Source organism: Pseudomonas sp. E102, from assembly GCF_052660185.1.
Genome location: NZ_CP084025.1, coordinates 2,359,915 through 2,372,362, shown reverse-complemented (window position 1 = coordinate 2,372,362; position 12,448 = coordinate 2,359,915). Strand labels below are relative to the sequence as shown.

At 64.2% G+C, this 12,448-nt stretch carries 9 protein-coding genes; 4 read left to right on the top strand and 5 right to left on the bottom strand.

Annotated elements, in window-relative coordinates; genetic code table 11:
- The first annotated feature begins 148 nt into the window (after window positions 1-148).
- From DOCECA_RS10570 to DOCECA_RS10560, 3 genes are read left to right on the top strand one after another with little or no spacing between them, the layout of a single operon-like run.
- Window positions 149-1,618 carry an efflux transporter outer membrane subunit gene (locus DOCECA_RS10570; protein WP_445571938.1) on the top strand — a complete coding sequence of 490 codons (1,470 nt, stop codon included), beginning with the start codon at window positions 149-151 and terminating at the stop codon, window positions 1,616-1,618.
- Window positions 1,615-3,180 (top strand): MFS transporter, encoded by a 1,566-nt coding sequence (locus DOCECA_RS10565; protein WP_434605901.1) that lies wholly within the window; start codon window positions 1,615-1,617, stop codon window positions 3,178-3,180. The genes DOCECA_RS10570 and DOCECA_RS10565 overlap by 4 nt, the downstream gene beginning before the upstream one ends.
- A 6-nt stretch (window positions 3,181-3,186) precedes the next feature.
- The gene (locus DOCECA_RS10560) at window positions 3,187-4,218 is read left to right on the top strand and encodes an HlyD family secretion protein (RefSeq protein ID WP_445571937.1); all 1,032 of its coding nucleotides are present in this window, start codon (window positions 3,187-3,189) and stop codon (window positions 4,216-4,218) included.
- 16 nt (window positions 4,219-4,234) lie between these two features.
- Here the strand turns inward: DOCECA_RS10560 and tspO are convergent, their stop codons facing one another.
- Complete coding sequence (gene tspO, locus DOCECA_RS10555; protein ID WP_434605905.1) at window positions 4,235-4,675, bottom strand: tryptophan-rich sensory protein TspO; 441 nt, start codon at window positions 4,673-4,675, stop codon at window positions 4,235-4,237.
- Between the two features lie 146 nt (window positions 4,676-4,821).
- On the opposite strand from tspO, the gene DOCECA_RS10550 reads away from it, so the two are divergent.
- Window positions 4,822-5,961, top strand: a complete 1,140-nt coding sequence (locus DOCECA_RS10550) for an epoxide hydrolase family protein (RefSeq protein WP_445571936.1) — start codon at window positions 4,822-4,824, stop codon at window positions 5,959-5,961.
- 1,260 nt (window positions 5,962-7,221) lie between these two features.
- Here the strand turns inward: DOCECA_RS10550 and DOCECA_RS10545 are convergent.
- From DOCECA_RS10545 to DOCECA_RS10530, 4 genes are read right to left on the bottom strand one after another with little or no spacing between them, the layout of a single operon-like run.
- Window positions 7,222-7,443: a formate dehydrogenase subunit delta gene (locus tag DOCECA_RS10545; RefSeq protein ID WP_445571935.1), complete on the bottom strand. Its 222-nt coding sequence runs from the start codon at window positions 7,441-7,443 to the stop codon at window positions 7,222-7,224.
- A complete protein-coding gene (fdhF, locus tag DOCECA_RS10540) occupies window positions 7,440-10,316 on the bottom strand; it encodes a formate dehydrogenase subunit alpha (protein WP_434605911.1) in 2,877 nt (958 codons plus the stop codon). The genes DOCECA_RS10545 and fdhF overlap by 4 nt, the downstream gene beginning before the upstream one ends.
- A complete protein-coding gene (locus tag DOCECA_RS10535) occupies window positions 10,313-11,872 on the bottom strand; it encodes a formate dehydrogenase beta subunit (RefSeq protein ID WP_445571934.1) in 1,560 nt (519 codons plus the stop codon). The genes fdhF and DOCECA_RS10535 overlap by 4 nt, the downstream gene beginning before the upstream one ends.
- Window positions 11,866-12,348 carry a formate dehydrogenase subunit gamma gene (locus tag DOCECA_RS10530; RefSeq protein ID WP_420763805.1) on the bottom strand — a complete coding sequence of 161 codons (483 nt, stop codon included), beginning with the start codon at window positions 12,346-12,348 and terminating at the stop codon, window positions 11,866-11,868. The genes DOCECA_RS10535 and DOCECA_RS10530 overlap by 7 nt, the downstream gene beginning before the upstream one ends.
- Window positions 12,349-12,448: the final 100 nt, after the last annotated feature.

Below are 12,448 nucleotides of genomic sequence, written 5' to 3'. Positions count from 1 at the left end.
CGTATATCCCCGCCTATCCCACGTATGGTTTCGCTGAACCGAGGTAGAAGTGTGCCTGGGGCAACCCGTCGATAACATGGGGTCACGAATCTATCGACCCCATGGCGGAGGCTCTTCGGCTGACGCCGCACATTGCGGGGATCTGGTTATGTCAGGCTTCGACGAATTACCCCAGTACCTACGCTCTCGCTTCCCCGCCATCACCGCGGCGCTTGGCGCTGCTTGCCTGGCGGGCTGTATGGTGGGCCCGGATTTCACCAGGCCTGAAAACGGATTTGACGCCGCGCAACTGACGCCCCGCCAGGAACACCGCGGCGAGCCTCGCTCCTCCACTGCGGCCGTGCCCATGCAATGGTGGCGGCTGTTCAATGACGCCCTGCTCACCCAGTTGCAGGCGCGCACGCTGGAGGGAAACCTTGACTTGCAAATGGCCGCCGAACGCATCGAGCAAAGCCGCGCACGGCTGGGCATCGCCGCGTCGCAGCTGTTGCCCATTGTCGGCGCCAACGCCAGCTACGCCCGCGAGGGGCTAAGCGAGCATGGCAAATTCGCCGCCCTGGGGGCTCCCACCGATCCCAGCAATTTCTGGCAGCTGGGTTTCGATGCGAACTGGGAAATCGACCTCTGGGGCCGGGCCCGACGTTCGCGCGAAGGTGCCGAGGCGACAGTCCAGGCCTCGCTGTACGATCGCGAAGCCGTAAGGGTGGCGCTGACCGCCGAAGTGGCGCGCACGTATCTGCAGTTGCGCGGGACCCAGGCACAACTGGACATTGCCCGGCAGAACCAAGCGGTTGCCGAACGCACCCTGGCCCTGGCCGAAAGCCGCGAACGCAACGGCGTGGCGACACGCTTCGAAACCTCATCGGCCCGCGCGCAGTTGGCGACGGTCAAAGCCCTGCTTCCCGAGCTGGCCCAGCGTCGTAACGCCCAGATGAACGCCCTTGCCCTGCTCATGGGTGAACAACCGCGAGCCCTCGATGCGCAACTGCGCCAGGCCATGCCCCTGCCGTCGCTGCCTGCACGCATTCCGCTGGGCGTGCCGTCGGAACTGGCCCACCGGCGCGCGGATATCCTGCGCGCCGAGGCGCAACTCCACGCTGCCACGGCGGCTATCGGCGTGGCCAAGGCTGATTTCTATCCGCGTATCGGCTTGAAAGGCCGCATCGGCGTGGAGGCTTTCGACAGCGGCGACCTCACCAGTTGGGACTCGCGGATGTTTTCGGTCGGGCCGACCGTCTACCTGCCCATCTTCGAGGGTGGCCGCCTGATGCAGCGCTTGGCCCTGAACGAATCGCGGCAAAAAACCGCCGCCCTCGCCTATCGCCAGACCGTGCTGCAAGCCTGGCACGAGGTAGACAATGCCTTGGACGCTTGGGCTGCTCAACGGCGCCAGCACGACGAGCTGCAGGTTTCGTACGAACAGAACAGGGAGGCACTGGACGCGGCGGAGCGTGGCTATCAACAAGGCGCCGCCGACTATCTGAGCGTCCTCACGGCGCAACTCAACTTGTTGGCCAGCCAGACCCACCTCAACACCAGCGCGACCAACGCCACCCTCACCGTGGTCAATCTGTACAAATCCCTGGGCGGCGGCTGGGATCCGGAGCAGGTTCGATGAACAGCATGGCCTTGCCGACGGCCGCCGTCGCTGTCAGCGAAGCGCCCCACGCCGGGGCCTCGAAGCGGCCGTTGGTCGGCCTGCTGGGCATCTTCCTGGCGGCAATGATGGCGGGACTGAACATCCGCGTCGGTGCTTTGGCCCTGGCGGACGTGAGGGGCGCGTTGGGCTTCGGCCTGGACGACGCCTCCTGGCTCACCACGGCGTACAGCGCCGGGGAGCTGATCGCGATGCCCTTTGCGGCCTGGTTTGCCATGACGCTTTCGGTCCGCCGCCTCGAACTGTGGGTGTTGGGCACTTGTACCGCGCTGGCGGCGATATTGCCCTTCATCCGGGACCTGGACCTGCTGCTGGCGTTGCGCTTTGTTCAAGGCCTCGCCAGTGGCATGACGATCCCCTTGCTGATGATGGCTGCGCTGAAATTCTTGCCGCCATCGATACGGCTGTATGGGTTGGCGTTGTATGCCATGACCGCCACCTTCGCGCCCAACCTGTCCATCTGGCTGGCCGGCCATTGGACAGATGGCCTGCAGGACTGGCGCTGGGTGTACTGGCAGATTATTCCGCTGGCCTGTATCGCTGCGGCATTGATTGGCTGGGGATTGCCCAAAGAACCCATCCAACCCCAGCGTTTCGGGCATGCCAACTGGCTGGGCATGGCATTCGCGGTGCCGGCCTTCGGCCTGATCACGGTGGCACTGGACCAAGGCACGCGCCTGGACTGGTTCAATTCGCCGCTGGTCACCTCCTCGCTGCTGGCCGGCCTGGCATTGCTGGTGATCTACTTGTTGACCGAGTGGTATCACCCCTCGCCCTTCATCAAATTGCAAGTCCTGGGGCGCCGCAACCTGGGGCTGGGCTGCACCTTGTTTCTCTGCTTGCTGGTGGTGCTGATGTCCAGCTCGTTGTTGCCCGCCAGCTATCTGGCCACGCTCCAGGATTATCGGCCCTTCCAGATGGCCTCCATTGGCCTGATCGTGGCGCTGCCGCAGTTGATCCTGGGCCCCCTGGTGGCGCTGCTGCTCTACCAGAAGTGGGTCGATGCGCGCCTGGTCTTCGCCGCGGGGTTGTGCCTGATTGCCCTGGCGTGCCTGTGTGGCGCGCAATTGACCAGCGACTGGAACCGCGAACAATTCGTCTTGGCGCAAACGCTGCAATCGCTGGGGCAACCCATGGCCGTGGTGTCGATGCTGTTTCTGATTACCAGCGTGGTGCAGCCTGCCGAGGGGCCTTTTTTCTCCGGCACCATCAATACAGTGCGCGCCTTCGGGTCCCTGGCCGGCGCTGCGCTGGTCGGGCAGTTGATGGTATTGCGCGCACGTTTCCACTCGGAAATGCTGCTGGACCACACGGCCATGGTGGGCGGCGCCTTGCCGTCCATGCCCGATCCACAGCAACTGATGATGCTCATCGGCGGGCAGGCGCTGGTGCTGTCTATCGCCGACGCCTACCGCGTCCTGGGCGCACTGGCCGTGCTGCTGATTCCGCTGGTGCTGCGCCTGAGCTTCATCCCTGCCCCGGTCATACGGGCCGCCTCGCCCCCTTCTTCCTCCCATCGGTGACCCATCATGGCATTACCCAAGAAAGCCAAGCTCATCATTGCATTGCTGCTCACCGTGGCGATCAGCGGGGCCGCCTACCTCAACCGACCCGAGTCGGCTGCCGCCATCCAATCGACCGACGATGCTTATGTCCACGCCGATTTCACCACGGTAGCGCCGCAAGTGTCGGGCACGGTGGCTTCGGTATGGGTCGAACACGACCAACCGGTGGCCAAGGGCGACTTGCTGGCGACCATCGACGACCGTGATTTCGTGGCGGCGCTGAGCGCGGCGACAGCCCAGGTCGCCAGTGCCCGGGCCGGTATCGTCAGCTTGCAGGCACACCTTGCCCGACAGGCCACCGCCATTCGCCAGGCCCAGGCTGCGCTGGCGGCAGACGAGGCCGCGGTCAAGTTGGCGACTGCCAACCAGACGCGGTATCGCAACCTGGCCAATGACGGCTCGGGCACCGTGCAGGCACGGCAACAGGCCGAAGCGCAACTGAGCATCCAGCAGGCACGCCGGGACAAGAGCGAGGCGGGTCTGCAAGCTGCCCGGCAACAAGTGGATATCCTCAAGGCCGACCTGGAAAAAGCCGTGGCGACCCTCGCCCATGCCGAGGCCACGCAATCCATCGCGCAACTGCAGCTGTCCTACACCCGGATCACGGCACCGATCAGCGGCATGATCGGGCAGAAATCGGTACGGGTCGGTGCGTTCGTCAATGCGGGCAAACCGTTGCTGGCCATCGTCCCGCTCGACGCCGTCTACATCACCGCGAACTTTCGCGAGACGCAACTGGCGCGGGTTGAGACCGGACAGGTGGTGGACATCGAAGTGGACGCATTGCCGGGCGAGGCGTTGCAAGGCACGGTGCAAAGCCTGGGACCGGCCAGTGGCGTGAGTTATTCGGCCGTTGCGCCACACAACGCGACCGGGAACTTCACCAAGATCGTCCAGCGCCTGCCGGTACGAATCCACATTGCCCCCGACCAGCCCGCTGCCAGGAAGCTGCGGGTGGGGATGTCCGTTACGCCGCATATTCGTGTGAGGGATTAGCGTTTCAACAAGCTCGTCAACGGTTGTTGCGCAGTATGGAGAAGTTCAGCGCAGCAGCCACGCATAGCCACGCCAGGTAGGGAAACAGGATCAGCCCGGTGATCACGTCCAAACGCAGTGCCAACACCACCATCGCCGCCACCACGAGCCAGAGCAACGCGATGATCACCATGCCGGCGAGAATCTGATGCGCCCCGAAAAACACCGGCGTCCATAACGTGTTGAGCGCAATTTGTGCCGCCCATAAAGCCAACACCAACTGGCTTCCCGGTATCAGGCTCAAGCGGTACCCTGCCCAGGCAAGCAGCAGGTAAATAATCGACCAGGCCACCGGGAACATCCAGTTGGGCGGTGTGAAGCTGGGTTTGACGAGGGATTCGTACCATTGGCCCGGTTTGAAAATGACGCCGGTACTCGCAGCAGCACAGCAGGCGATGAGAAAAATAAAGAAGGTCATTGTCCGTCCTTAGCTGGTGTCAGCTGTCTGAGGTAATGGAATACGTCGGCAGGCAGCGACTGGTCGCCGATCCGTTGCGGTGTCCATTTTTCAAAGACTCGACGGCGGTCTGATAAATTCAATAAACCACCCGTCTGGAGCAAAACATGTTCGTCCGACCTTTCTCCATCGCCGTCCCTGACAGCGCGCTTGACGACCTGCACGATCGCCTGCGTCGCACCCGGTTGCCAGAGCCCTTGGCCGGCGTGGGCTGGAGCGAAGGCATGGACGCGGACATGCTGCGCGATCTGCTCGCCCAATGGTCGACAAACTTCGACTGGCGGGCCCAGGAAGCGGCGCTCAATCGCCTGCCGCACTTCGTCGCCACGTTGGGCGAGCAAGAGATTCACTTCGTCCATCAGCGCGGGATCGGGCCCAATCCCATGCCCCTTGTGCTCACCCATGGCTGGCCCGGCTCGTACATCGAGATGCAGCGCATCATCGATCTGCTGACGGACCCCGCCAGCCATGGCGGCGACCCGGCTGATGCTTTTGATGTGGTGGTACCGTCCTTGCCGGGCTACACCTTTTCGGCGCCGTTCATGCAAACCGGGTGCGGGCCTTATGAAGTGGCCGGGTTATGGAGCGAGCTGATGACCGGGCTGGGTTACGAGCGGTTCGGTGCCCAGGGCGGCGATGTCGGCGCGGCTGTCACCAGTTGGTTGGGCGTGCGCTTTGCCGAGCGTCTGACCGGCATCCACCTCAACTACATCCCCGGCGCGTACCGCCCGCCCCTGGGCGAAACCGACCCGCCTCTGAGCGAAGAGGAAACCGCATTCCTGCAACGCGCCGCGGCCTTCAGCGAAACCGAAGGTGCCTATGCGCATATCCAGCGCACCAAGCCGCAAAGCCTGGCCGTGGGCTTGAACGACTCACCTGCGGGACTGCTCGCCTGGATGGGCGAGAAGATTTTGTCGTGGTGCGATCCGAGCGCCCCCATCGACCGCGAATGGTTGCTGACCAATGTGACGCTCTACTGGCTGACCAACTGCATTGGCTCGTCGTTTCGCCCCTACGTTGAAGGCAGCCGCCGACCTCTGGTGCTTGCCAGCGGTGAGCGAATAAAGCCGCCGTTGGGGGTCGCGCTGTTTCCCAAGGAGCTGCCGCTGCCGCCACGCAGTTGGGTGGAGCGTGGCTACAACGTCCAGCGCTGGACGCAGATGCCCCGGGGCGGTCATTTTGCGGCGTTGGAGCAGCCTGAGTTGTTGGCGGAGGATATTCGGGCATTTTTTCGGGACTTGCGATGAGCCGAGGCGGTCCGAAAACCTCGTAGGAAATGACGACCCCTGGCGAGGGAGCTTGCTCCCGCTGGGCTGCGAAGCGGCCCCAAATCAGCGACTGCATTTCTTCAGGCACACCGCAGCGCCCGGTTTTGCGGCGGCTGCGCCACCGAGCGGGAGCAAGCTCCCTCGCCACGGGGATGGGGGCGTTCTACAGGTCGGTTGTAAGGGCTGAGGGCGATGGGCGTATTCGGCGTTATCGAACGACGCGATCTCGAAGCAAACAGCACTGTGGGAGCGAGCTTGCTCGCGATGGCGCCGTGTCAGCCAGTGAAAATATTGATTGATCGAATGTCATCGCGAGCAAGCTCGCTCCCACAGGTTTCGCGTCGGGCCTATGACCAAGCAGCGTTGCACCCCGTGGCGAGGGAGCTTGCTCCCGCTGGGCTGCGAAGCGGCCCCACATCAGCGACTCCATTTCTCCAGACACACCGCATCGCCCGGTTTTGCGGCGGCTGCGCCACCGAGCGGGAGCAAGCTCCCTCGCCACGGGGATTGGGGCGTTCTACAGGTCGGTTGTAAGGGCTGAGGGCGATGGACGTATTCGGCGTTATCGAACGACGCGATCTCGAAGCAAACAGCACTGTGGGAGCGAGCTTGCTCGCGATGGCGCCGTGTCAGCCAGTGGAAATATTGATTGATCGAATGTCATCGCGAGCAAGCTCGCTCCCACAGGTTTCGCGTCGGGCCTGTGACCAAGCAGCGTTGCACCCGTGGCGAGGGAGCTTGCTCCCGCTGGGCTGCGAAGCGGCCCCAAATCAGTGACTGCATTTCTTCAGGTACACCGCAGCGCCCGGTTTTGCGGCGGCTGCGCCACCGAGCGGGAGCAAGCTCCCTCACCACGGGGATTGGGGCGTTCTACAGGTCGGTTGTAAGGGCTGAGGGCGATGGACGTATTCGGCGTTATCGAACGACGCGATCTCGAAGCAAACAGCACTGTGGGAGCGAGCTTGCTCGCGATGGCGCCGTGTCAGCCTGTGAAAATATTGATTGATCGAATGTCATCGCGAGCAAGCTCGCTCCCACAGGTTTCGCGTCGGGCCTGTGACCAAGCAGCGTTGCACCCGTGGCGAGGGAGCTTGCTCCCGCTGGGCTGCGAAGCGGCCCCACATCAGCGACTCCGTTTCTCCAGGCACACCGCATCGCCCGGTTTTGCCGCGGCTGCTCCACCGAGCGGGAGCAAGCTCCCTCGCCACGGGGATTGCTTGCTCCCGTCGGGGTTGTGCGTCAGGCCGCCTCCTCCGGCTCTTTCAACGCCGCCAACACCAACGGATGCAGCACCGCATCCGGATATTTCTCCTGCCAAGCCCCCAGGTCCCGGCGCATGCCTGGTGTCCAGAAGTTCTTGATGTGTTGCCGAACGCCGTTCACCGCCAGGGCGTGGTCAGGCTCGGTGGCGAAATACCGGGCGATCTCGTTGGCCATTTTGATCAGGTTCTGAGCGCTCATCGACGCACCTCGGCCTTTTCCCCTTGACGGCGTTCCTTGAGCAAGCGGCGTTGCTCGTCGCTGAAGGCCTGATACCGCTTCTGCCATTCCGAAGGCTGGCTGACCCGCACGATTTCCACCGCCGTGACTTTGTATTCCGGGCAGTTGGTGGCCCAGTCGGAGTTGTCGGTGGTGATCACGTTGGCGCCGGATTCGGGGAAGTGGAACGTGGTGTAGACCACGCCCGGCGCCACCCGCTCGGTGACCTTGGCCCGCAGCACGGTCTGCCCGGCGCGGCTGCTGATGCCGACCCAATCGTCTTCGGCGATACCGCGGTTCTCGGCGTCGGTCGGGTGGATTTCCAGGCGATCTTCCTCGTGCCAGGCGACGTTGTCGGTGCGCCGGGTCTGGGCGCCGACGTTGTACTGGCTGAGGATGCGCCCGGTGGTCAGCAATAGCGGATAACGGCCGTTGACCTTCTCGTCGGTGGGCACGTAGCCGGTGAGCATGAAACGCCCTTTGCCCCGCACGAACGCCTCCATGTGCATGGTCGGCGTGCCGTCCGGCGCGGCGTCGTTGCACGGCCATTGCAGGCTGCCATGACGCTCCAGTTCGGCGTAGCTGACGCGGCTGAAGGTCGGCGTCAAACGGGCGATTTCATCCATGATTTCCGAGGGATGGCGGTAGTCCATTTTGTAGCCCAGGGCATCGGCCAGGGCGACGGTGGCTTCCCAATCGGCCTTGCCGGCCAACGGTTCCATCACCTTGCGCACGCGGGAAATGCGGCGCTCGGCATTGGTGAAGGTGCCGTCCTTTTCCAGAAACGAGCTGCCCGGCAGGAACACGTGGGCGAACTTGGCCGTTTCGTTGAGGAAGATGTCCTGGACGATCACGCATTCAAGGGCGGTCAGGGCCGCGGTGACGTGCTGGGTATTGGGGTCGCTCTGGGCGATGTCCTCGCCTTGGCAGTAAAGCGCCTTGAAGGTGCCGTCCAGCGCCGCCTCGAACATGTTCGGGATGCGCAGGCCCGGATCGGGTTGCAGGGTCACGTTCCAAGCCTGTTCGAACTGGGCGCGCACCGTTTCGTTGGAGATGTGCCGGTAGCCGGGCAGTTCGTGGGGAAAGGAGCCCATGTCGCAAGAGCCCTGGACGTTGTTCTGCCCACGCAACGGGTTCACCCCGACGCCTTCGCGACCGATATTGCCGGTGGCCATGGCGAGGTTGGCAATGCCCATCACCGACGTGCTGCCCTGGCTGTGTTCGGTGACGCCGAGGCCATAATAGATGGCTGCGTTGCCGCCCGTGGCGTAGACCCTTGCGGCGGCGCGGATCTGCTCGGCAGGCACGCCGCAGACAGGGCCGAGGACTTCGGGGGCATTTTCCGGCAGGCTGACGAAATCGCGCCAGCGAGCGAAATCCGTCGCCTCGCAACGGGCCTCGACAAAGGGTTGGTCAATCAAGCCCTCGGTAGCGATCACATGGGCCAACGCGTTGAGCATCGCCACGTTGGTGCCTGGACGCAGTTGCAAATGCAGCTCGGCGCGGGCGTGGGGTGAATCCACCAGGTCGATGCGCCGTGGGTCGATGACAATCAGACGTGCGCCCTGGCGCAAGCGACGCTTGAGCTGGGAGCCGAACACCGGGTGTGCATCGGTAGGGTTGGCGCCCATCACCAGGATGACGTCGGCCTTCATCACCGAGTCGAAATTCTGCGTGCCGGCGGACTCGCCCAAGGTTTGCTTGAGGCCATAGCCGGTCGGCGAATGGCAGACCCGCGCGCAGGTGTCGACGTTGTTGTTGCCGAACGCGGTGCGCACCAGTTTCTGCACCAGGTAGGTTTCTTCGTTGGTGCAACGGCTGGAGGTGATGCCGCCGATGGAATCGCGCCCGTACTTGAGCTGGATGCGCCGCAGTTCGCTGGCGGCGTAGGTGACCGCCTCATCCCAGCTGACTTCCTGCCACGGGTCGCTGATGTGCTTGCGGATCATCGGCTTGGTGATGCGGTCCGGGTGCGTGGCGTAGCCCCAGGCGAAGCGGCCCTTGACGCAGGAGTGGCCGTGGTTGGCCTGGCCGTTCTTGTCCGGGACCATGCGCACCAGTTGTTCGCCTTTCATCTCGGCGCGGAACGAACAACCCACGCCGCAATAGGCGCAGGTGGTGACAACGCTGCGTTCCGGCTGGCCGATCTCCACTACGCTTTTGTCGATCAGTGTGGCCGTCGGGCAGGCCTGGACGCAGGCGCCGCAGGACACGCATTCGGAATCGAGGAAGTTCTCGCCGCCAGCCGCTTCTACTCGGGAGTCGAAGCCGCGCCCGCTGATGGTCAGGGCGAAGGTGCCCTGGATTTCCTCGCAGGCGCGCACGCAGCGACTGCAGACGATGCACTTGCTCGGGTCGTAATCGAAATACGGGTTGGACACATCCTTGGCTTCGGCCAGGTGGTTGGCCCCTTCGTAGCCGTAGCGCACCTCACGCAAACCCACCTGCCCCGCCACAGTCTGCAGTTCGCAGTTGCCGTTGGCCGGGCATGTCAGGCAGTCCAGCGGGTGATCGGAAATGTACAGTTCCATCACATTGCGGCGCAGCGTGGCGAGCTTGGACGTCTGCGTGCGGACCACCATGCCGTCGGTCACCGGCGTCGTGCACGAGGCCGGATAGCCGCGCATGCCATCGATTTCCACCAGGCACATGCGGCAGGAGCCGAAGGCTTCCATGCTGTCGGTGGCGCACAGTTTGGGGATGGTGGTGCCGACCAGGGCCGCCGCGCGCATCACCGAGGTGCCGGACGGAACCCTGATTTCGCGCCCGTCGATGGTCAGGCTGACCTGCACGTCGCTTTCGCGGGCCGGGGTGCCCAGGTCGATGTCGCTGGCTGGATCGAAAATGGTGATCATTGGTCGGCCTCCGAGGTCGCCAGACCGAAGTCGGCGGGGAAATGCTTGAGGGCGCTGGCGACGGGGTAGGACGTCATCCCACCGAGGGCACAAAGCGAGCCGTATTGCAGCGTGTCGCACAGGTCTTGCAGCAACAGCGCCTGGTCCTGACGGGCATGGGCATCGGTGCTGGCGAGCAGGCGATCCACCACCTCGACGCCACGGGTCGAGCCGATGCGGCACGGCGTGCACTTGCCGCAGGATTCCTCGGCGCAGAATTGCAAGGCAAACCGGGCCATCCTGGCCATGTCCAGGCTGTCATCGGCGACCACCACGCCACCGTGGCCGAGCATTGCGCCCATGGCGGCGAACGCCTCGTAGTCCAATGGCGTGTCGAACTGCGCTGGCGGCACCCAGGCGCCCAACGGCCCGCCGACTTGCGCGGCCTTCAGCGGACGACCGCTAGCGGTGCCGCCGCCATATTCTTCCACCAATTCGCGCAGGCTCAGGCCGAACGCTCTCTCAACCAGGCCGCCACGGCGAACGTTGCCGGCCAATTGAAACGGCATGGTTCCCAGGGAACGACCCATGCCGAAATCGCGATAGAACTGCGCGCCCTTCTCCAGGATCACCGGTACCGAGGCCAGCGTCACCACGTTGTGCACCAGCGTCGGCAAGCCAAACAGGCCCTGCAACGCCGGCAGCGGCGGCTTGGCGCGCACCGTGCCGCGCTTGCCTTCGAGGGATTCGAGCAGCGCCGTTTCCTCACCACAGATATAGGCGCCGGCGCCAACCCGGACTTCAAGCTCGAAGGCGCGGCCGCTGCCGGCCACATCGGTTCCCAGGTAACCGGCCTCGCGGGCGATGCGCAGTGCTTCGTTCAAGGTGCTGACGGCGTCGGGGTATTCCGAGCGCACGTAGATGTAACCCATAGTCGCGCCGACGGCGATGCCGGCGATGATCATGCCTTCGATCAGCAGGAACGGGTCGCCTTCCATCAGCATGCGGTCGGCAAAGGTGCCGGAGTCGCCTTCGTCCGCATTGCATACCACGTACTTCTGCGGCCCCGGAGCGTCGCGCACGGTGCGCCACTTGATGCCCGCCGGGAAAGCCGCCCCACCCCGGCCACGCAGGCCAGAGTCGAGCACCTGGGCGACCACCTCGGCGCCATCCGTCTGGATCGCCCGGGCCAGGCCAAGGAACCCGCCCTGGGCGCGGTAGTCATCGAGGGACAAAGGTTGAGTGATGCCGGCACGGGCAAATAACAGGCGTTGCTGGCTCTTGAGGTAGGGAATGTGCTCAACCAATCCCAATGCCGATGGATGGCTACCAGGATCACCCGCCAGCGCGTCGAGCAGGCCCGGTACGTCCTGGGCCGTGACTGGGCCAAAACCCAAGCGTCCTTCAGGTGTGTCCAGCTCCACCAACGGTTCCAGCCAATAAAGCCCACGGGAACTGGTGCGCAACACCTGCAAGGGCAATTGACGCCGCTCGGCCTCGCGGACCAGCGCATCGGCCACCTTGTCCGCACCGACGGCGCGGGCCACTGAATCACGGGGAACGCAGAGGGTCAGCATGGGCCATCCTCCAGGCAGCCATTCACCAATTGGCGCAGGCGCTCCGGGGTCAGCCGCGCATGCAGTTCCCCGTCCAGCTCCAGGGCCGGCGAACAGACGCAGGCGCCCAGGCAATAGACGGGTCGCAGGCTGATCGCTCCATCGGCGCTGGTGCCGTGGTCATCCAGCGAAAGCTGTTCGCGCAACTGCGCAGCCAGCCCCTCGGCCCCCATGCTCTGGCACGACTCCGCCCGGCACAGGCGCAGGGTGTGGCGCGCCGGTGGCGTTGTGCGAAAGTCATGGTAGAAGCTGATCACGCCGCGCACTTCAGCCTGGCTGAGGTTGAGGGCATGGGCGATTTCAGGGACGGCGGTGTCGGGAACGTAACCGCACCCTTCCTGGATGGCATGGAGGATGGGCAGCAAGGCACCAGGGGTGTCCTTCTTGCGCGCCAGCACGTCGTGAATCAGAGGCAGGTGAAGCGTCTCATCAGGCATAAACGTACCTCGGCATCTCGAACGACAGCGCCGCGTGGCGGTGGCCGTTCGGAGTCTTGGCTGCGGCGTGCGGCCCACGTCACGGTTACGTGGCAAATCC

What these genes read in the sequence shown, in the direction of transcription:
- DOCECA_RS10570 (WP_445571938.1), top strand. Translation starts at nt 149, where the DNA reads ATGTCAGGCTTCGACGAATTACCCCAGTACCTACGCTCTCGCTTCCCC.
- DOCECA_RS10565 (WP_434605901.1), top strand. Translation starts at nt 1,615, where the DNA reads ATGAACAGCATGGCCTTGCCGACGGCCGCCGTCGCTGTCAGCGAAGCG.
- DOCECA_RS10560 (WP_445571937.1), top strand. Translation starts at nt 3,187, where the DNA reads ATGGCATTACCCAAGAAAGCCAAGCTCATCATTGCATTGCTGCTCACC.
- tspO (WP_434605905.1), bottom strand. Translation starts at nt 4,675, where the DNA reads ATGACCTTCTTTATTTTTCTCATCGCCTGCTGTGCTGCTGCGAGTACC.
- DOCECA_RS10550 (WP_445571936.1), top strand. Translation starts at nt 4,822, where the DNA reads ATGTTCGTCCGACCTTTCTCCATCGCCGTCCCTGACAGCGCGCTTGAC.
- DOCECA_RS10545 (WP_445571935.1), bottom strand. Translation starts at nt 7,443, where the DNA reads ATGAGCGCTCAGAACCTGATCAAAATGGCCAACGAGATCGCCCGGTAT.
- fdhF (WP_434605911.1), bottom strand. Translation starts at nt 10,316, where the DNA reads ATGATCACCATTTTCGATCCAGCCAGCGACATCGACCTGGGCACCCCG.
- DOCECA_RS10535 (WP_445571934.1), bottom strand. Translation starts at nt 11,872, where the DNA reads ATGCTGACCCTCTGCGTTCCCCGTGATTCAGTGGCCCGCGCCGTCGGT.
- DOCECA_RS10530 (WP_420763805.1), bottom strand. Translation starts at nt 12,348, where the DNA reads ATGCCTGATGAGACGCTTCACCTGCCTCTGATTCACGACGTGCTGGCG.